The following is an 18,593-nucleotide window of genomic DNA, read 5'->3' on the forward strand; positions in this document are numbered from 1 at the left end:
GTCTACCCGATCCTGGCGGGCAGGGAGCGGTGGCCGTTGGAGATGAAGGAGTCCACCGGCCGCAACTCCTCAGAGGCTACGGCGAGTTGGAGGTCCGGGAACCGGTCGAAGAGCGCGGGGAGCGCGACGCGGGCCTCCAGGCGGCCCAGCGGGGCGCCCAGGCAGTGGTGCACGCCATGGCCGAAGGCGAGGTGCTCCTTGTCGGCGCGGGTGACGTCGAAGCGGTCGGCGTCCTTGCCGTGCCGCTCGATGTCGCGGCCGGCGGCGGCGTACGCGGCGAGGATCGCCTCGCCCTTGCCGATCACGGCGTCGGCCGGGCCGCCCAGTTCGGCGAGCGGGAGGTCCTCCACGGCGTACCGCAGGGGCAGGCTCGCGACCGGCGCGTCCACCCGCAGGGTCTCCTCGATCACGTCGTCCCAGGTGGCGCGGCCCGCGCGGACGTGCGCGAGCTGCTCCGGGTGGGTGAGCAGGGCATGCACGGCGTTGTCGATGAGATTGACCGTGGTCTCGTGCCCGGCGCTGATCATCAGCACCAGGGTGTCGAGGAGCTCCTGCTCGCTGAGCTGTGTACTGCCCTCCTCGTCACGGGCCGCGATCAGCCCGGTGGTCAGGTCGTCGCCGGGCGACTCCCGCTTGGCGGCGACGAGTTCGGCAAGCACGACGTACAACCGCTCGTAGGCGGCGGTCATCTCGCCCGGGTCGGCGGAGGTGTCGAAGATGCGGTCCACCAGCCGCCGCAGCTCAGGCCCCCGCTCCTCGGGCAGGCCGAACAGCTCGCTGATCACCTGGATCGGCAGCGGGTAGCAGAGTTCCTCGCGCAGATCGACGACCTGGGATCCGCGCCCGGCCTCCTCGATCCGGTCGAGGAGCTGCTCGGTGATCTCCTCGATACGAGGCTGGAGCGCGGCCGTCCGGCGCGCGGTGAACGCCTTGGAGACCAGAATGCGCAGGCGTTTGTGGTCGCCCCCGTACGCGGTGAACATGTTCTGCACGGCGACCCAGGTGAACAGCGGCCAGTCCGGTGTGATCTCCCCGTTCGCGAGCCGGGGCCAGTGCTGCCGGGCGTCCTTGGACACCCGGGGATCGGTCAGCAGCCGCTTGAGCAGCTCCGGACTGCTGACCGCCCAGGCCTCCACGTCACCGGGGAGCGCCACGAGGGTCGCCGGCCCCCTGGCGCGGATGCGGGCGGCTTCTGCGTGAATGTCGCGGCCGGTCGCGTCTATCACTAAGGGGCTTGGGTTTCCCATCGTGAGCCTCCCTGGCACTCGAACGTCAATACGGCACGTCACGCTACGCGGGGGTACGGTTCCCCAGCGAGACCGCCTGACGCCAAGTTCGTACGCGGGCAACTTCCCTGCGCATGGACGCAAGTGTTCCTAGGCCTCGGTCGCCGCCCGCTGCCGCTCGTGACGGCGGCGCAGCAGTCGCCGGCGCGGTTCCTGCTCCGGGAGCCAGCCGAAGGTGAGGCAGCTGCCGGTGGCTCCGAGGAGGAGGCCGATGAGGAAGCCGCCCAAGTTGGAGGTGAGCCAGGTGCCGAGGGAGAGGAGGATGCCGAGCAGGGAGTAGAAGAGGCGCTGGGTGGGGTTGAAGAGAATCAGCAGGCCGCAGAGCAGCATCAGAGTGGGGAGCAGATAGCCGGCCAGGCCCTGCATGCCGATGTGCATGACGACCTTCAGGGACGCCTTCTCGGTGAGGAGGATCTCCGCCCCGGCCAGGGTGAGCAGCAGCCCGCCCCAGAAGGGGCGGTGCACGCGCCACTGCCGGAAACCGGACCTCAGGTTCCGGACGGAGGACATCAGCAACCCGTGTCGCTGAAGCGGAGTTTGAGACCGGGGAGTTTGAACACCGCTGCTGTGGTGGCGTAGTTGGTCTGCCGCAGGTTCGCGATGCGCACCGTGTCGGCCTGCTGGCTGAACACGCCCTTGGGGCCCTGGACTCCGGCCTTGTCGAGCGTGCTGGCGTCGTTGCCGATCTCGATGTTGTCGAAGGACGCGTCGCCCGACAGCTCGGTCGAGTCGGTGGTCAGATGGGTCGCCTGCACCTTGTCCGAGCCGCTGCCCGCGGTGATGAGCAGGTTCGTACTGCCCAGGTCGACGCTCTGGCACAGCTTGGTGAGCGTCGCGCTCTTGATCGCGGAGGTGACGACCAGGACCTGGCCGCCGGTGTCGCCGGCGTTCGGGCTGCCCTCCGCCATGTTGTCGAGGCCGCCGAACTGCTCGAAGCCCGTGCCGTTGAGCTCCGTCGCGGTGACCGTGAACGGCATGCCGGAGATGGCGAACTGGACGCCGAGGGCGCCCTGGGCCGTGAGGATCATCAACCCCGCGGCGATCGCGGTGGCGGGCACCGCCATCACGGCGGCGCGCCGCAGGCGAACGCGCCCGCGTCTCGCGGAAGCGCTCTCCAGGTCTTCGGGGGTGGAACCGTTGGACGCCGTGGCGTCCGAGGGCGAGGCCATGTCTGCTCCCTGGGCATAGTCAATGCGGGTGGGGCTTCGGCGGCTCGTTGCCCTGGCGCGGACAGCGGCTGCGGCGTACGGCTCCTCACAACTCCCGGCGGGTGCAAGGGCTTTCCTGTTACGCCGCAGTAGCCGCCGAGGAAGTTACCCGGGGTTACATTCGTGGGTCAAGCGACTTGTGGGAAAAGGGTGTTGGTTGTGCTGCGCCTGTGAATGCGGCGCGGTGACAAGGTCGCTCTGACCTTCAACTTCCTTGCTGTGCCTTGACGTTGACCATTCACCAGGTCTACAACTCTCCCTTGTTTCCCTCGGATCCGTGGCGCCGGATCCGCCTCGGTGCGCGCACGTCACCTCCCGGACCCCGTTTCTCCACGGGGCAGTCGTGACACGTCCGAACGCGCAGTGCGCCCACTCGTCCCCCCACCCCCGTGGCACCGGCACGGTCGCCTTCCCCCTGGGCCGTGTCCGGTCGCCCGGCTGTCGCTGCCGGTCCGTGTCGTACGGAGAAGACGCCACGGCCCGGCAGCGGTTCACCCCCGCACGCCCCGCGCCCCCGCGCGGCCAGGCACCCCCACACCCCCCTTCGGAGAAGAGGCACCCCCCATGCGTACTCGATCCCTCCTTGCCCTCATCGGCGTCGCCGCGGCCCTCTCGGTGTCCGCGACCGTCCCCGCCTCCGCGGCCGACACCCCGGTGCTCACCACCGGCGCCGCGGGCGGCACCCCCGTCGCCACCGGTGACGTCCTCAGCGCGTCGCTGGCGAGCGGCACCGCGGCCACGCTCTACTCCAGCAGCACCGGCACGAGCGGCGTCTCCTGTGCCGCGTCGACCTTCACGGCCACCGTCGCCGACAACCCGGCGGCCCCCGGTGCGGCCACCGAGTCGCTCACCGGGCACACCTTCGACAGCAGCACGTGCACCAGCAACGTCACCGGCGTGCTCGGCGTCACCAGCATCACGGTCGACAACCTGCCGTACACCACCACCGTGGCCTCCGACGGCACCGTCACCGTCACTCCGGCCGCCGGCTCCACCATTCAGACCACGGTCAAGCTGCGCACCCTGCTGGGCAGCATCACCTGTGTCTACCAGGCGTCGAGTCTGTCCGGGACGGCGAGCAACACGGACAACAGCATCGCCTTCACCAACCAGCAGTTCACGAAGACCTCCGGCTCGTCGCTGTGCTTCGGCAACGGCTACTTCACCGCCAAGTACGCACCCGTCACGGACACCAGCCAGTCCGGGAGCCCGGCGGTCTTCGTCAACTGACCGCTCAGCGGCGGCGCCGGATGGTGACGGCGACCCCCGCGGTGAGGAGGAGCGCCGCGGTCCCCCCGGCCACCAGGGGGAGCGTGGCGCTGCCGCCCGAGGTGCTGTCGGCGGCGGGCGCCAAGTGATCCGGAGCGGTCTCCCGGGCCGGTGACGTGGTCACCAGTGTCGGAGAGTCGGTCGCCGGCGCCGGCGATGTGGTTGTCCGCGCGGGCGTGGGCGTCTGCTTCGCCGGTGCCGTCGTCCTTTGGGTGTTCTGGGCGGCGGGTGTCGAAGCCGCGTGCCCGCCGGACAGAACGACGTCCGAGCACGAGTAGTACGTATCCGTCGTGCTCGAGTTCTGCCAGATCGTGTACAGCATCTGGCGGCCGGTCCGGTCGGAGGGCAGCTTGGCCTTGATCCGGTAGGCGCCGTTCACCAGAGACGGGTCGGTGGCGGTGGCGAACGGCTGCGCCGGCAGGTCGGACCACTTCAGGGGCCGGGTCGGGTCGTAGCCAGGCTTGGTCAGATACAGCTTGAAGGTCCCCGTGTGCGGGATCGTCGAGCTGTAGGTGAGGGTGAAGCTCCCGCCGGGAGTCAGCCGGGTCGAGGGCCAGTCCGCGCGGGCGAGGTCGAGGCCCTTGTAGGCGGCCAGGCCTCCACTGCACAGCTGCCCGTCGGGGATCACCTGGCGGTCCCTGCCGTTGACGCCGGCCACCCTGAGGTTGTCCCAGGCCGTGAAGGGCGCGCCGTTCGCGGCGATCGCCGCCTCGCAGGCCGCGGTCCGGATCAGGCTTCCGCCCTCGGGCGAGCAGGCCGCGACCCGGCTGACCGGATCCGTCGGCGCGCCGTGCGCCTGGGCGGGCCCCGCGGCCCACGTAGCGAGGAGCAGCGGAGCCGCCACGGCGACAGCGGCCGAGGTGGCGGTGCGGTAGGCGGTCATCCGGTGGGTCTCCTCGGTGCGTCGGCGAAGCGGATCGGGATTCCGGCGTCGTGGCTGAGAGCCGTCGCGGCGGATGCCACCGCGCGCGGCCTGGACGCACTCCTCGCTCGGGGCACCGTCAAGTACGGGGCCACGGGGCCGAACGTTCAGTGCCGCGATACGCGCGAAACGGGACCTTCTCGGCAACTGCCCATGTTCGAGGGTCGGTTACCGGCCAGATCGAGGGTTTCCCCTGTATCCCTCTTACCTGCCCTTTGCCTATCGTTCGAGCACAGACGACCCACAGGAAACCCCTCACCGGGTCGTACGCGCATGGTCGGCCACCGCGCCACTTGCTGGTTTTGCACCCCCCGCCGCTTCGACGACGAAGCGATCGTCCGCTGCTCCGCATGGCACCGCGCTGCCCGGAGCCGGCCACGAAAGGCAAGCCCTTGCGTCCCTCCCCCTCCCGCGATGCCAGACGGAAGCTGCTGTCCGTCGCCGCGATATCCGCCGCGCTGCTGGCCGGAATGACCACCACGGTGGCCGCCCAGCCGTCCACCGAGGCCGTGCGGGTCACCCCCGCCGCGCCGGCGGCCGCCGCGCCGGCCGAGCGTCTGATCGTCGGCTACAAGTCCGGCGCCCCCGAGGCCAAGTCCAACAAGGCCGCCGACGCCGACGCCCGGGCCAAGGGCGAGAAGGCCGGCGAGGACCTCGACTTCCAGCGCCGTCTCGGCACCGGCGCGGCCCTGGTCGACCTCGGCGCCGAGCTCAAGAAGGCGGACGTCGCCGACGTCATCGCGCAGTACCAGGCCGACCCGCAGGTCGCCTACGTCGTACCGGACCGCCTCAACAAGCCGCAGGCCGACCCGAACGACACCGAGTACGCCAAGCAGTGGGACCTGTTCGAATCCACGGCGGGCATGCGTGTCCCGGGTGCCTGGTCCACCTCCACCGGCAGCGGCGTGACCGTCGCCGTCATCGACACCGGTTACGTCACGCACTCCGACGTCGCCGCGAACATCGTCGGCGGCTACGACTTCATCTCCGACACGGCCGTCTCGGTCGACGGCGACGGGCGCGACAGCAACCCCGCCGACCCGGGCGACTGGTACGCGACCGACGAGTGCGGCGCGGGCACCGGCTCCAGCAGCTCGTCCTGGCACGGCACCCACGTGGCCGGCACCATCGCCGCGGTCACCAACAACAGCAAGGGTGTCGCGGGCATCGCGTACAACGCGAAGATCTCCCCGCTGCGCGTACTCGGCAAGTGCGGGGGCTACGACTCCGACATCATCGACGCCATCACCTGGGCGTCCGGCGGCAGCGTCTCCGGCGTCCCGGCCAACACCAATGTCGCCAAGGTCATCAACATGAGCCTCGGCGGCTCCGGTGCCTGCACCTCCGCCACCCAGAGCGCCATCAACGCCGCCGTGAACCGCGGTACGACGGTCGTCGTGGCCGCGGGCAACGACAACGACAACGCCTCCAAGTACTCCCCGGCGAGCTGCAGCAACGTCATCACCGTCGCCGCCACCGGCCGTACCGGCTCCCGGGCCTCGTACTCCAACTACGGCTCGATCGTCGACATCGCGGCCCCCGGCGGAGAGATGAGCACCGGCACCGCCAACGGCATCCTTTCCACGCTCAACTCCGGTACGAAGACTCCGTCTTCGGAGTCGTACGCGTACTACCAGGGCACCAGCATGGCCACCCCGCACATCGTCGGCCTCGTGGCGCTGATGAAGTCGGCGAACCCGTCGCTGACCCCGGCGCAGATCGAGTCGGCCATCAAGACCAACGCCCGTGCCCTGCCGGGCACTTGCTCCGGCGGCTGCGGCGCGGGACTCGCGGACGCGACCAAGACCGTCCAGGCGGTGGCGTCGAGCGGCGGCTCGACCGGTGGCACCACCTTCTCCAACACCACCGCCCTGTCGATCCCGGACGCCAGCTCCGCCGTCGAGTCGTCGATCGCCGTCAGCGGCCGCAGCGGCAACGCGCCCTCCGCCCTCCAGGTCGGCGTCGACATCACCCACACCTACCGCGGTGACCTCGTCATCGACCTGGTCGCGCCCGACGGTTCTACGTACCGCCTGAAGTCCTCCAGCGGCTCGGACTCCGCGGACAACGTCAGCGCCACCTACACCGTCGACGCCTCCAGCGAGACGGCCAACGGCACCTGGAAGCTCCGCGTCCAGGACGTGGCCGCGCAGGACACCGGCACGCTCAACAGCTGGAAGCTGACCTTCTAGCAGACCGGTTGAGCTTTACGGGGGGAGGGGCCGGCCGACGCGCACATGTGTCGGCCGGCCCCTTCTGCTCGGCCGGTACGGTGAGCCGCATGCCCGAATCCTCAGCCCCGGCTCCCGCTGACGCGCCCGTGATCCTCAGCGACACGGTGGGCTCGTTCCCCTGGAGCGTGCTCGCCGAGCGGCATCCGGCGCTCATCCGGAAGGTGCGGGACGCCTTCCCGTACGGCCCCGAACAGCACCGCGCGCTCGACACCCTGCTCAGGAGCAGCACCGAGGGCGTCATCGAACCGCTCGGCCCGCAGGCGGCGGACCGGGAACAGTGGGAGGCGTGGGGGCAGGAGTACTTCGGGCGATCCTGGTTCGACGTGCCCTTCCTGTGGGCCGAGAGCTACTGGTACCGCCAACTCCTCGAATCCGTCCGGTACTTCGTCCCCGGCCCCTGGAAGGGCATCGACCCCTTCCGCCCCTTCAAGCTCGCCGAACTCGACACCCCGGAGGCCGACGAGGAACTCGCCGCGCTCGACGACCTCGCGGGGCGGCCGGTCCAGGACCAGGAGCAGGCGCTGCTGCACGGCTCACTGTGGGGCAACCGCGCGGACCTCGGCTTCCGCCTGGCCGCCAAGGAGGGCGAACCGGCGGTCGATTCCCAACTGATGGCAAACGACAGCGAGTTGCTGCGGTCGTTGTTCGCCGGGGGCACCCTCTGTCTGGTCGCGGACAACGCGGGCCGGGAACTCATCCCCGACCTGCTCCTCATCGACCATCTTCTCCTCCACCACCGCGTCGAGCGGGCCGTCCTGCACATCAAGCCGTACCCGTACTACGTCTCCGACGCCACGACCGCCGACGTGCTCGACGCGCTGCGCCGCCTCACAGCGGCGAAGGGATCGGCGGGTGAGTCCGGCCACCGCCTCTGGTCGGCCATGACCGACGGCCGCCTCGCGGTGCGGGCCCACCCCTTCTCCTGCGCCCCATTTCCGTACGCCGACATGCCCGACGACCTCCGCCAGGAGTTCGCCGAGGCCGATGTGACGATCATGAAGGGCGACCTGAACTACCGCCGTCTCATCGGCGACCGGCGATGGCCCGCCACCACACCCTTCGCCGTCCCCACCGCGTACTTCCCCGGCCCGGTGGCCGCCCTGCGCACCCTCAAGTCCGACGTGATCGTCGGCCTCGACCCCCGCACCGAGTCCGCACTCGTCGCCGCGGAGGAAGAGCGCTGGCGCACGAGCGGAACGCACGCGCTGATCCAGGTGAGGTCATGAACTCTCAAGTCATGTGCACCGGAAGTGACTTGAGACCGTTGATGAAATTCGAGACGAGGCGTCGGGGAGGCCCGGCGGTTCGCAGCGAGGGCAGGGCTCGCAGCGTCTCCTCGTAGAGCACGCGCAGCTGCAGCCGGGCGAAGTGGGCGCCCAGGCAGATGTGCGGGCCGTCGCCGAAGGAGACGTGGGGGTTCGGGGTCCGGGCGAGATCGAGCCGGTGCGGGTCGGTGAAGACGCGCTCGTCGTGGTTGGCCGAGGCGTGGAAGACGACCACCTTGTCGCCCGCGTGGATGCGCTGCCCGGCCAGCTCGGTGTCGACGGCCGCGGTGCGGCGGAAGCTGAGCACGGGAGGATGCCGGCGCAGCAGCTCGTCGACGGCGGTGCCGAGTGGGAAGCGGCCCGTGCGCAGTCCGTCGTACGCGTCCGGGTGTTCCGCCAGCGCCAGCAGGCCCCCGGGAGCCGCACTGCGTACGGTGTCGTTGCCCGCGACAGTGAGCAGGAAGAAGAACATCTCCAGCTCGGCCGGGGCGAGTTCGGGGTCCGTCGCGAGGGTGGTCATCACGTCGTCGCCGGGATGGCTCTTCTTGTGGACGGCCAACTCGTGCGCGTACCCGAACATGTCCCGCAGCCTCGCAGGGGAGCGCGGATTGACAGGCCGGCCCCGCGCGTCGAGCACGGGCTCGCCCGCCTCGTCGGGGTCCTGGTAGCCGATGACCCGCTGCGTCCAGTGCAGCAGCAGCTGCCGGTCGCGTTCCGGCACGCCGAGCAGGTCCGCGAGGTTGAGCAGGGCGTAGTCGTCGGTGACGGCGGCGACGAGGTCGCAGGCCCCGTCCCCCGCGCGAGCCTCTTCCACCGCCCGCCCGAGCAGCGTACGAGCCCGTTCGCGCGCCACCGACTCGAAGCGGTCGACGCGGCGCGGTGTGAACGCACGGCTGACCAGTCGCCTCAACCGGCCGTGTCCAGGCGGGTCCTGATTGAGCATCATGCGCCGGATGAACGGCAGGTCGTCCGGATCCGGATCGCGGATCTGGGTCGCTCCGAGGTGCGACGAATACACCGCCGAGTCCTTGAGAACCCGGACGACGTCCGCGTGCCGGGTCACCGCCCAGAACCCCGGCCCCGCCGGCCAGCCGAGCACCTCGGGCTCCTCCTGCCAGGCCACGGGGTGATGGTCGCGGAGGGTGCGGTACGCGGCGTGGGGGACCCCGTCGGCGTACCGCCGTGGATCGAAGACGTCCGGCACGGGTGGCGCGGTCTCTCGTGCGAGGCTCACGCGTGGTCGCCCTCCCCGGTGGGCCCGGCCGTGGGTGCGTCCGCACCGTCCGCGCGCCGGGCGGTGGGTGCGCCGGGGTCGTGCGTATGCCCGGCGGTCGGCGCGCCGGAGTCGTGCGTACGCCCGGCCGTGGGTGCGCTCGTGTCGTTCTCGCGTCCAGTCGTGGGCGCGCTCGCGTCGTCCGCGCGCAGGAAGTCCTCCACCACGCGAATCAGCTCCAGCGGGGTCTCGTCCATCGCGTAGTGGCCCGCGCCGGGCAGTTCGTGCACCTCACCGTGGGGGTACCAGCTCAGCCAGGTCTCCCGCAGCAGGGCCGTCGAGAGCGCGGGATCCAGCGCGCCCGTCACGGCCAGCGCCGGCACCCTCGTCCCCTCGACCTCGGTGTGGAAGTCCTCCCCGGCCCAGGAGTCCAGCCAGGCTCGGAACGCCTTCGCCTCGCTGACGGCGAGCGAGCGGGCCACCATCCGGTCCAGCCAGATGGCCGGGCGGCGGCCGCCGGTCGTGAAGTCGATGATGGCGCGCCGGTTCCCCGGCTTGTGCGCGGCGTCGGCGAAGAGTTCCCACTGGTCCGCCGGCATCGGGAGCCCCGACGCGGGCACCGGAGAGACGCCGACCAGGCGGCGCAGCCGGTCCGGGGCGAGCGCAGGCAGACGTTGGGCGACGGCGCCGCCCATCGAGTGACCGATCACCGAGAACCGCTCCCAGCCGAGCCGGTCCGCCAACTCGACGAGATCGGCCGCCGCCTCGGCGGTCGTGTACGCGCCGACCGCGTCCTTCGCCTCCCCGTAGCCGCGCAGATCGACCAGCGCGTACTGGAATGCGGCGCGGTCCAGATCCGGCAGCACCGCCGCGTAAGCGGACCGATCGGCGAACCAGCCGTGCACGGCGAACACCTTGTGGGCGCCGTCGCCGTGCACTTCATGAGGGAGCACGAAGGAGGTCATGCGACCACGGTGACCGGGCGGATCCGGGTCGGCAAGGGGCGCGCGAGGACACGTCCGCGAGGCGCGCGCGGAAACGTCCGCGACACGCCCCTGGCGTGTCCGTGGAATCCCGGGACCTTGCCGCTGACACTGGTGTCGGGCCTGACCGTCGGCGACAGCCGCGAGCCGCCCGGTGGCGGATGCCTGGGCGAGCCGTTCGCTCAACTCCCGCTGTGGCAGAGTGCGTTGAAGACTTTTGCCGACCGGCTCGACGAGCTGGACCGGCGCGTCGGGACGGGCGAGGACCTGTGTCGGATGTGGGCGAGAGGAGCTGAGGGTATGCGGATCGGAGTGGGACCGCACCGGCTGTGGCCCGGGCGGGAGAGCGAGCTGGACGGGGTCCTGGAGACCGCCCGGACCGCCGAGCGGCTGGGCTTCGACCACCTCATGGCCGGCAGCCACGTGCTCGCCGGCGACCTCGGGGTGACCCCCGACCCGCTGGTGCTGCTGTCGGCGATCGCGGGCGCCACGGACCGGATCCGGGTGGTGACCAGCGTCCTGATCCTGCCGCTCTACAACCCCGTCGTGCTCGCCCACCAGGCCGCCACGCTCGACCGCCTCTCGCGAGGCCGCTTCACCCTCGGTGTCGGCACCGGCTGGGACACCGCGGAGTTCGCCGCCGTGGGGGCGCCGTTCGGCGGGCGCGGCAAGCGGATGGACGAACAGCTCGCCGTCATGCGGGAGTTGTGGGAGGACCGGGCCGACGGGATGCGGCTCGGGGTGCGGCCGCGCACCGCCGGGGGGCCCGAGGTGTGGATCGGCGGTCAGAGCGACGCGGCTCTGCGCAGGGTGTTGCGGTACGGCGACGGATGGCACGGCTCGGCCGTCGACGCGGCCGGCCTCGCCGACGTGCGCGAACGGCTCGCCGTGCTCGGCAAGGATGCCGGCCGGGATCCGGACACCCTGACGCTGACGTCGGGTGCGTTGCTGCTGCCGCCGGGATTCTCGCCCGCGGTCGACCTGCCGTGGCGGCCCCTCGGCGGCGAACGTGCCACCGCCGACAGCGTCCGCCACGAGCTCGCGCTCCTGGAGGAGGCCGGGCTCTCCTCCTGCTCGCTCTGGCTTCCGGTGGCCACGGAGGCGCTGCCGGATGCGCTGGCGTGGGTGGCGGAGGAGGTGCTGGCGGGGACCTGAGGGCGAGGGCAAGGCTTTGTCGCTCCCTCCGCCCCCACCCGGTGGGTGCTTGTCGCGCAGTTCCCCGCGCCCCTCTTCAGGGGCGCGGGGAACTGCGCGATCTTTTAGGGGGGTCTGGGGGCGCAGCCCCCAGGGACGGGACGGGTAGGGGCGGAGGGGGCGAAATCCCCCCACGGTCACCCCACCCGTACGTCCTGCCGGACGACTGAGGGGGACAGGACGACTGAGGAGCAGGATGACGGAGTGGGACATGTGAACTCCCGTAGTCTGCGCGCGTAGACGTGGGCGTCACAAGGGGTGGCGGGAACTCACAGGTGCGGCCGCACGACCGGCCAAAAGCCGGTGACCTGGCGGCCGTTGCCTGTACACCTCGCCTTCACGCATCGAACGCGGGTGGATTCACGCGATGGTGTGATCATGTCCCGGCAGGTGGATGTCGCCGGAGGGCCATGGGTAGGGCCCGGCCATGACGCAGCCGTTCGAACTCCCGCACTTCTACATGCCGTATCCCGCGCGGCTGAACCCGCATCTCGACGAGGCGCGGGCCCATTCGGTCGAGTGGGCCCGCGGAATGGGCATGCTGGAGGGCTCCGGCATCTGGGAACAGTCCGACCTCGACGCGCACGACTACGGCCTGCTGTGCGCGTACACGCACCCCGACTGCGACGGGCCCGCACTCTCGCTGATCACCGACTGGTACGTGTGGGTGTTCTTCTTCGACGACCACTTCCTGGAGACCTTCAAACGCAGCCAGGACCGCGACGGCGGCAAGGCCTACCTGGACAGGCTGCCGCTCTTCATGCCGCTGGACCTCGCAACCCCCGTACCGGAGCCGGAGAATCCGGTCGAGGCGGGCCTCGCCGACCTGTGGGCGCGCACGGTGCCCTCGATGTCGATGGCCTGGCGCGAGCGGTTCGCCGTCTCCACCGAGCATCTGCTCAACGAGTCGCTGTGGGAGCTCTCCAACATCAACGAAGGGCGGATCGCCAACCCCGTCGAGTACATCGAGATGCGCCGCAAGGTGGGCGGCGCCCCCTGGTCGGCGGGGCTCGTCGAGTACGCGACCGCCGAAGTGCCGGCCTCCGCCGCCGGATCCCGGCCCTTGCGCGTGCTGATGGAGACCTTCTCCGACGGTGTGCATCTGCGCAACGACCTCTTCTCCTACCAGCGGGAGGTCGAGGACGAGGGCGAGCTCAGCAACGGCATCCTCGTCCTGGAGACCTTCTTCGGCTGCACCACCCAGGAGGCCGCCGACACCGTCAACGACATCCTCACCTCACGCCTCCACCAGTTCGAGCACACGGCGCTCACCGAAGTGCCCGCGCTGGCCGTGGAGACGGGGCTCACCCCGGACGAGGTCGCGGCGGTCGCCGCGTACACGCAGGGCCTGCAGGACTGGCAGTCGGGCGGCCACGAGTGGCACATGCGATCCAGCCGCTACATGAACGAGGGGGCGCTGGAGGGCGAGCGGCCGTTCGGCGTCGGCGGGTTCGGCACCTCCGCCGTGGACGTCGGCGCCCTGCTCTCCGCGGCCGGGGCCGAGCGCCTGCGCTCGTACACTCACGTCCCCTTCCAGAAGGTCGGACCGTCCCGACTCCCCGACTTCTACATGCCGTTCGAGGTGACACTCAGCCCGCATCTGCCGGGCGCACGGGGCCGCCTCACCGACTGGATGCACGCCATGGGCATGCTCCAGGAGGGCGTCTGGGACGAGGACAAACTCGCCGCCTACGACCTGCCGCTGTGCGCGGCCGGCCTCCACCCCGACGCGACGGCGGAGGCCCTCGACCTCGGCTCCCAGTGGCTGGCCTGGGGCACCTACGGCGACGACTACTACCCGCTCGTCTTCGGCAACCGCCGCGACCTGGCCGCCGCCAAGCTGACCACCGCACGCCTGTCGGCCTGCATGCCCGTCGACGGCGAGGAGACCCCCGTCCCGGTCAACGGCATGGAGCACGGACTCCTCGACCTGTGGCAGCGCACCACCGCGGAGATGACCCCGGACGAGCGGCGCACGCTGCGGGCCGCGGTGGACGTGATGACGGAGAGCTGGCTGTGGGAGCTGTCCAACCAGATCCAGCATCGCATCCCCGACCCCATCGACTACCTGGAGATGCGCCGCGCCACCTTCGGCGCCGACCTCACCATGGGCCTGTGCCGCCTGGGCCACGGCCCGAAGGTCCCGCCCGAGGTCTACCGCAGCGGCCCCGTCCGGTCGTTGGAGAACGCCGCCGTCGACTACGGGATGCTCATGAACGACGTCTTCTCGTACCAGAAGGAGATCGAGTACGAGGGCGAGGTCCACAACGGCATCCTCGTCGTGCAGAACTTCTTCGGCTGCGACTACCCGACCGCGCTCGGCATCATCCACGACCTGATGACCCAGCGCATGCAGCAGTTCGAGCACGTCGCCGCCCATGAACTGCCCATCCTGTACGAGGACTTCAAGCTCTCGCAGGAGGTGCGTGGGATCATGGAGGGCTATGTCGTGGAGCTGCAGAACTGGATGGCCGGGATCCTGAAGTGGCACCAGGACTGCCATCGCTATGGCGCGGCGGACCTGGCCCGGCGCTTCCACGGCTTCGTACCGGACCAGGTGCCCGCGCTGCCGTTCACCTGGCCGGGGGCTCCGGTGTCGGCTGCTGTCCGACCGGGCTCTCCTGCCGCTGTCTGACACTGGTCGGGCCGCCTCGGAAAGTTCCGCGAGGAGCGCCGCGGCGGCCTCGGTGACCTCGCGGACCTCCGCCGCGAGCGACGCGTCGGCCTCGGCGGCGCGGGCCGGATCCTGGTGTTCCCCGACCATGGGCGCGCCGAGCCGAGTGCCCCCTCCAGTGCGGCAGCGTGTCGTCCCAGGGCTTGGCCAGTGCGTCGCGCAGAAGCCTCAGCGCGCCTACGGCCGCCGGGAGTTCGCCCGCCTCCCGCTCCATCCGGGCGAGAGTCGGCATGCGCCCGTGGTCACACGGGCCGGCCCAAGCGCGCGACGGCCGCGTGCGCGACGGCGGCTCGGGCCAGTGCCCGCACGATCGGGTGCGGGCGCGAGCCGTCCCCGGACAGCTCCGGCTGGAAGAGGGTGGCCAGATAGAACGGGTGGCCGGGGAGTTCGGCGATCCGGACGTGTCCGTCCTCGTCGTGTCCGCTGAAGCGCAGCCCGTGCGCGCGCAGGGTGTCGAGGTGGCGGGAGGGCCCGTACGCGCAGAAGTAGCGCTCGACCGTCCGCTCGAAGCCGATCACCGACTGGGCGAGCGAGCCGGGCTCGACCGTGACGGTGGCCTCGTGGCCCACAAGTGAACAGGCGAGCGGCTCGATGAGGAAGTCGTCGGCGTCGGGGTCGTTCTCGGCGTGCGCAACCCCGGTGAGACCGCACACATTGCGGGCGTACTCCAGCAGGGCGTGCTGGAAACCGCCGCAGGTACCGAGGAGCGGGACGCCGTCCTCGCGGGCGGTGCGGATGGCCGTGAGGACTCCCGCCTCACTGCGGTACGGGCTGCCGGGCAGCACCCACACGGCGTCGAAGCCGCGTACCGCCTCCTCGTCCTCGGCGTCCTCGGACGGAATCCAGTAGGCGTCCAGGACGATCCGGTCGCGGGCGGCGAGAGCGTCGAGGAGGAGTGGGACGCGGGTGTGCGAGACGACGTTCGGGGAGCGGTCGCCGACCAGGGCGATCCGGGCGGTCTGTGCGGTGTGGGCGGAGTGGGCCGTGCGGGCGGTCTGTTCCGCGTTCGTGGTCATGCCGTTCATCCTGGGCGCGCCTCGTGGTTCACGTCCAACGATGATTTCTGCACTCTCGATAAGCAATGCTGATGACGTGCGCGATCCTGGAGGGCATGGATCCGCATCTCCTGCGTACGTACGTCACCGTGGCCCGGTTCGCGTCCTTCTCGGAGGCCGCGCGCGAGCTCGGCTACACCCAGTCCGCGGTCTCCCAGCACATCGCCGCGCTGGAGCAGGACCTCGGCGCGCCCCTGCTCACCCGGCGTCCGGTCGCGCCCACCGCCGCGGGCGAGCGACTGCTCGAACACGCGGGACCGCTGCTGCTGCGCCTGGACGCGGCCCGCGCAGACGTCGCCCGGATGGCGGCCGCGCCCGAGCACGGGCTGACCCTCGCCGCCGCACCGACCGCGCTCGGTCCGCGCCCCCTCGCGGCGCTCCCCGCCGCCGGCGTGACCCTGCGCGTACTGGCCCGCGACGACATCCCCGAGGCGGTCGCCACCGGCACCGCGGACCTGGGTCTCGTTGACGGGCTGGCCGCGCCGAGCGACCCCCTCCGGCTGCCCGACGTGGCGCCGCTGACCACGCACGGCGTGGGCGAGGAGCCGGTCTGCGTCCTGCTGCCCGCATCACATCCGCTCGCCCGGCGCACGGGGCTGCGCCTCGGCGACCTCGTCGACGCCCGCTGGCTGGACGCCCCCGGCGCGGGCCTGCCGCTGGACCACCTCCGTGCCGCGAACGGCAGCGGCGGCTTCCGTCCGGCCCTGCGCTACGAGGGCACCGACATCCGTACCCTCACCGCCCTGGCGGCCGCGGGACACGGCCTGACCCTGCTGCCGCGCACGGCGGCCACCGGCGTGCCGGGAGCGGTGGCCGTCCCGCTCGTGGCGCCCCGCGTCGTGCACCGTACGGAGCTGGTGCACGGCGGAACGCTGCGGGGAGCCGCGGCGACAATGGCGGACAAACTTCTCGAACGCGCTTGACAGTCTCACTCGTTCGTGAATCGTCGCGCGCCGGGGCGCCGGGTAGAGCAAGAGCCGGAGGCGGTCCGTAGAGCATCTGCCGGAGGCGATCCATGGAACAGACCGCGTTGCGTCCCAAGCCGATGCCCGGTCAGGAGCCGGGCGGCGGCCGTCCGTCCGGCAGCCCCCGGCGCCCGCACGCCGCGCGGCGGCGCGGCAGGCGGTTGATGAGTCTGCTCTTTGGCCTGTTCGTCGGGACCGTGCTGGTCCTGTCGGGCGTCGGACTCGGCACCGTGGGCGCCACGGTGATCGGCATGAGCAAGCTGGCGGATCTTCAGAAGCAGGCCGGGGCGCCGGGGGCCGCGGGGCAACCGGGGCGGACCTCCGGTGTGCCGCAGGCCGGCGGCTCCAAGTCCGCTTCCGGAACGGGGAGTTCGAGCCCTTCGAAGGAGCCCAAGGAATCTGTGAAGGCCACCCTCGGCGTCGAGGCCGTCGACGCCCCCAAGGGCGCGGGCGCCCTGGTCGTCGGTGTCCACATCCCCGGCCCGGGCTACACGGCGGGCCTGGTCCGTGGCGACGTCCTGCTGGCCTTCGGCGAGAGCCGGATCGAATCGGCGGCCGACCTCGCGCGCGCGGTCGCGGCCGCGCACCCCGGGACGACGTTCACCCTGAGGGTGCGGCACGCGAACGGCGGCTACCAGCAACTGTCCACGGTTCCAGGGGTCGTGACGTGACGTCAGGCGAGACTTGCAAATGCCCCGTCATGCGACCCTGAAGTGGCTGACCAACCGCCCCTCGTCGTCCAGCACATGAAACGCGAATCCAGGAGGAGCGTCCCGGTCCGCGGCCCCGGCGCCCTCCCAGGGCAGCCGCAGCGTCCAGGTCACACCGGGGCCGACGACGAGCGGCCGGCCGGCGAAGGTGGTGGCCGCGGGCGTGTGCGCGTGGCCGGTGATGAGCCCGACGACCTCGGGCCTGCGCTCCAACAACGCGGCCAGGGAACGCGGTGGGCGCAGCCGGCAGGCGTCCGGCAGTGGGTGGTGCAGTGCGACCGGCGGGTGGTGGAAGGCGAGCAGTGCCGGAAGGTCGCCGTCCAGTTCGTCCAGCGTCGCCTCGATCCAGGCGTATGTCTCCTCGTCGAATTCTCCCTCGTCCCGGCCCGGAATGCTGGAGTCGCACATCAGCACGGCCGCGTCGTCGAAGACGTGGACGCTGTTGACCGGCCCGTCGGCCGCGGGCTGCCCGAGCAGCGCCTTGCGGTAGGGCGCGCGGCTGTCGTGGTTGCCCGGGCAGGTCAGTACGGGGAAGGGGGCCTTGGAGTCGTGCAGTCCGAACATGCGGGCCGCCTCCTCGTACTCCGCCTCCGTGCCGTGGTCCGCGATGTCCCCGGTCACAAGGAGTGCGTCCACTGTTTCGGACAGCCCCCACAGCCGATCGCGCACCCGCTCGGCGCGCTCCGTGGCCCGCGCCGTCCCGTCCAGATGAAGATCGCTGATGTGCGCCAGTACGAGCATGCTCATCCCCTCGTCGGCCTAATGGAATATGTTCATCTAAGCATTTGCTTTAATGGCGAGGCAACGATCAACCGTTAGGCGGGCGGCCGGAAAGGGACGCGCCGCACGAAACCGGAAAAGGGCTGGCCGCACGGAAGACGGCACGTCACGATGACCGCATGCTGAGCACCCTTCTCGCCTTCCTCGGCGCCTGCACTCTGATCGCCGCATCGCCCGGCCCGAGCACCGTGCTGATCATCAAGCGGTCGCTGCGCAGCAGGCGATCCGGCTTCCTCACCGTGCTCGGCAACGAGACCGGCGTCTTCATCTGGGGCGTCGTCGCCGCGTTCGGCCTCACCGCACTGCTCGCCGCCTCCGAGATGGCGTACGACGTCATGCGGATCGTCGGCGCCGCCGTGCTCGTCGCCTTCGGCGTCCAGACGCTGTGGCAGGCGCACCGCTCCAAGGGAGCCGTGGACGGCGGCTGGGAGGATGCGGAGAAGAGCGGCTGGGCCTCCTACCGGGGCGGGCTGCTGCTCAACCTCGCCAACCCGAAGGCGGCCATCTTCGCGATGTCCTTCCTGCCGCAGTTCGTGCCCGAGGGCGCCCCGCATCTGCCCACCATGGTCGGTCTCGCCGCGCTCTGGGCGGTCTACGAGGTCGGCTACTACGGCCTGTACGTGTGGTTCGTCGGCCGGATGAAGGCCGTACTGTCCCGGACCGGCGTACGCCGGCGCCTGGAGCAGGTCTCCGGAGGCGTACTGCTGCTCCTGGGCGCCCGCCTCGCCCTGGAGAGCTGACACGCGGCGTCGGTAACCGGCTCGCGCGCGCCTCACCGGAAGGGCAGGATGCTGCCCGTAGCCCCCTGGGGAACTCCGGACAGACGGAGGCATGG

15 protein-coding genes and 1 pseudogene are annotated in these 18,593 nt (G+C 71.1%); 8 read left to right on the forward strand and 8 right to left on the reverse strand.

The features are described 5' to 3' along the window. Positions 1–2: 2 nt before the first annotated feature. The 3 genes from AB5J53_RS36690 to AB5J53_RS36700 all read right to left on the reverse strand — a co-directional run bounded on the left by AB5J53_RS36690 (position 3) and on the right by AB5J53_RS36700 (position 2,455). Complete coding sequence (locus AB5J53_RS36690) at positions 3–1,247, reverse strand: cytochrome P450 (protein WP_369249897.1); 1,245 nt, start codon at positions 1,245–1,247, stop codon at positions 3–5. A 129-nt stretch (positions 1,248–1,376) separates the two neighbouring features. Next, on the reverse strand, positions 1,377–1,796 hold the full coding sequence (locus tag AB5J53_RS36695; protein WP_369249898.1) for a DUF6114 domain-containing protein: 420 nt from the start codon (positions 1,794–1,796) through the stop codon (positions 1,377–1,379). Next, positions 1,796–2,455 (reverse strand): DUF6230 family protein, encoded by a 660-nt coding sequence (locus AB5J53_RS36700; RefSeq protein ID WP_369249899.1) that lies wholly within the window; start codon positions 2,453–2,455, stop codon positions 1,796–1,798. Before AB5J53_RS36700 ends, AB5J53_RS36695 begins: the two co-directional genes overlap by 1 nt. A 603-nt stretch (positions 2,456–3,058) precedes the next feature. Between AB5J53_RS36700 and AB5J53_RS36705 the strand changes: the two genes are divergently transcribed. Then, positions 3,059–3,724, forward strand: a complete 666-nt coding sequence (locus tag AB5J53_RS36705; RefSeq protein ID WP_369249900.1) for a Tat pathway signal sequence domain protein — start codon at positions 3,059–3,061, stop codon at positions 3,722–3,724. A gap of 4 nt (positions 3,725–3,728) precedes the next feature. On the opposite strand, the gene AB5J53_RS36710 is transcribed toward AB5J53_RS36705, so the two are convergent. Further along, positions 3,729–4,646 (reverse strand): lytic polysaccharide monooxygenase, encoded by a 918-nt coding sequence (locus AB5J53_RS36710; RefSeq protein WP_369249901.1) that lies wholly within the window; start codon positions 4,644–4,646, stop codon positions 3,729–3,731. 431 nt (positions 4,647–5,077) lie between these two features. On the opposite strand from AB5J53_RS36710, the gene AB5J53_RS36715 reads away from it, so the two are divergent. Then, the gene (locus AB5J53_RS36715; protein ID WP_369249902.1) at positions 5,078–6,877 is read left to right on the forward strand and encodes a S8 family serine peptidase; all 1,800 of its coding nucleotides are present in this window, start codon (positions 5,078–5,080) and stop codon (positions 6,875–6,877) included. 89 nt (positions 6,878–6,966) lie between these two features. Then, on the forward strand, positions 6,967–8,145 hold the full coding sequence (locus tag AB5J53_RS36720; protein ID WP_369249903.1) for a damage-control phosphatase ARMT1 family protein: 1,179 nt from the start codon (positions 6,967–6,969) through the stop codon (positions 8,143–8,145). A gap of 4 nt (positions 8,146–8,149) precedes the next feature. On the opposite strand, the gene AB5J53_RS36725 is transcribed toward AB5J53_RS36720, so the two are convergent. Continuing rightward, positions 8,150–9,418: a cytochrome P450 gene (locus tag AB5J53_RS36725; protein ID WP_369249904.1), complete on the reverse strand. Its 1,269-nt coding sequence runs from the start codon at positions 9,416–9,418 to the stop codon at positions 8,150–8,152. A gap of 176 nt (positions 9,419–9,594) precedes the next feature. After that, positions 9,595–10,362: pseudogene (locus AB5J53_RS36730) on the reverse strand (alpha/beta fold hydrolase); the annotation flags it as partial. Positions 10,363–10,479: 117 nt separating this feature from the next. Between AB5J53_RS36730 and AB5J53_RS36735 the strand changes: the two are divergent. Beyond that, complete coding sequence (locus tag AB5J53_RS36735; protein WP_369249905.1) at positions 10,480–11,535, forward strand: TIGR03619 family F420-dependent LLM class oxidoreductase; 1,056 nt, start codon at positions 10,480–10,482, stop codon at positions 11,533–11,535. Positions 11,536–12,001: 466 nt separating this feature from the next. Beyond that, entirely contained in the window at positions 12,002–14,209 is a 2,208-nt protein-coding gene (gene cyc2 / locus AB5J53_RS36740; RefSeq protein ID WP_369249906.1) for a germacradienol/geosmin synthase Cyc2, read from the forward strand. A 281-nt stretch (positions 14,210–14,490) separates the two neighbouring features. Here the strand turns inward: cyc2 and AB5J53_RS36745 are convergent, their stop codons facing one another. After that, on the reverse strand, positions 14,491–15,264 hold the full coding sequence (locus tag AB5J53_RS36745) for a hypothetical protein (RefSeq protein ID WP_369249907.1): 774 nt from the start codon (positions 15,262–15,264) through the stop codon (positions 14,491–14,493). A gap of 95 nt (positions 15,265–15,359) precedes the next feature. On the opposite strand from AB5J53_RS36745, the gene AB5J53_RS36750 reads away from it, so the two are divergent. Continuing rightward, a complete protein-coding gene (locus AB5J53_RS36750) occupies positions 15,360–16,226 on the forward strand; it encodes a LysR family transcriptional regulator (RefSeq protein WP_369249908.1) in 867 nt (288 codons plus the stop codon). A gap of 92 nt (positions 16,227–16,318) precedes the next feature. Continuing rightward, the gene (locus tag AB5J53_RS36755; protein ID WP_369249909.1) at positions 16,319–16,939 is read left to right on the forward strand and encodes a PDZ domain-containing protein; all 621 of its coding nucleotides are present in this window, start codon (positions 16,319–16,321) and stop codon (positions 16,937–16,939) included. A gap of 27 nt (positions 16,940–16,966) precedes the next feature. Here AB5J53_RS36755 and AB5J53_RS36760 read toward each other — a convergent pair whose 3' ends face one another. Continuing rightward, entirely contained in the window at positions 16,967–17,719 is a 753-nt protein-coding gene (locus AB5J53_RS36760; protein WP_369249910.1) for a phosphodiesterase, read from the reverse strand. A 158-nt stretch (positions 17,720–17,877) separates the two neighbouring features. Here AB5J53_RS36760 and AB5J53_RS36765 point away from each other — a divergent pair, with 158 nt between their 5' ends. Continuing rightward, on the forward strand, positions 17,878–18,498 hold the full coding sequence (locus AB5J53_RS36765; RefSeq protein WP_369249911.1) for a LysE family translocator: 621 nt from the start codon (positions 17,878–17,880) through the stop codon (positions 18,496–18,498). The last annotated feature ends 95 nt before the right edge of the window (positions 18,499–18,593 follow it).

The sequence above is a fragment of the Streptomyces sp. R41 genome, assembly GCF_041053055.1.
Taxonomy (GTDB): Bacteria; Actinomycetota; Actinomycetes; order Streptomycetales; family Streptomycetaceae; genus Streptomyces.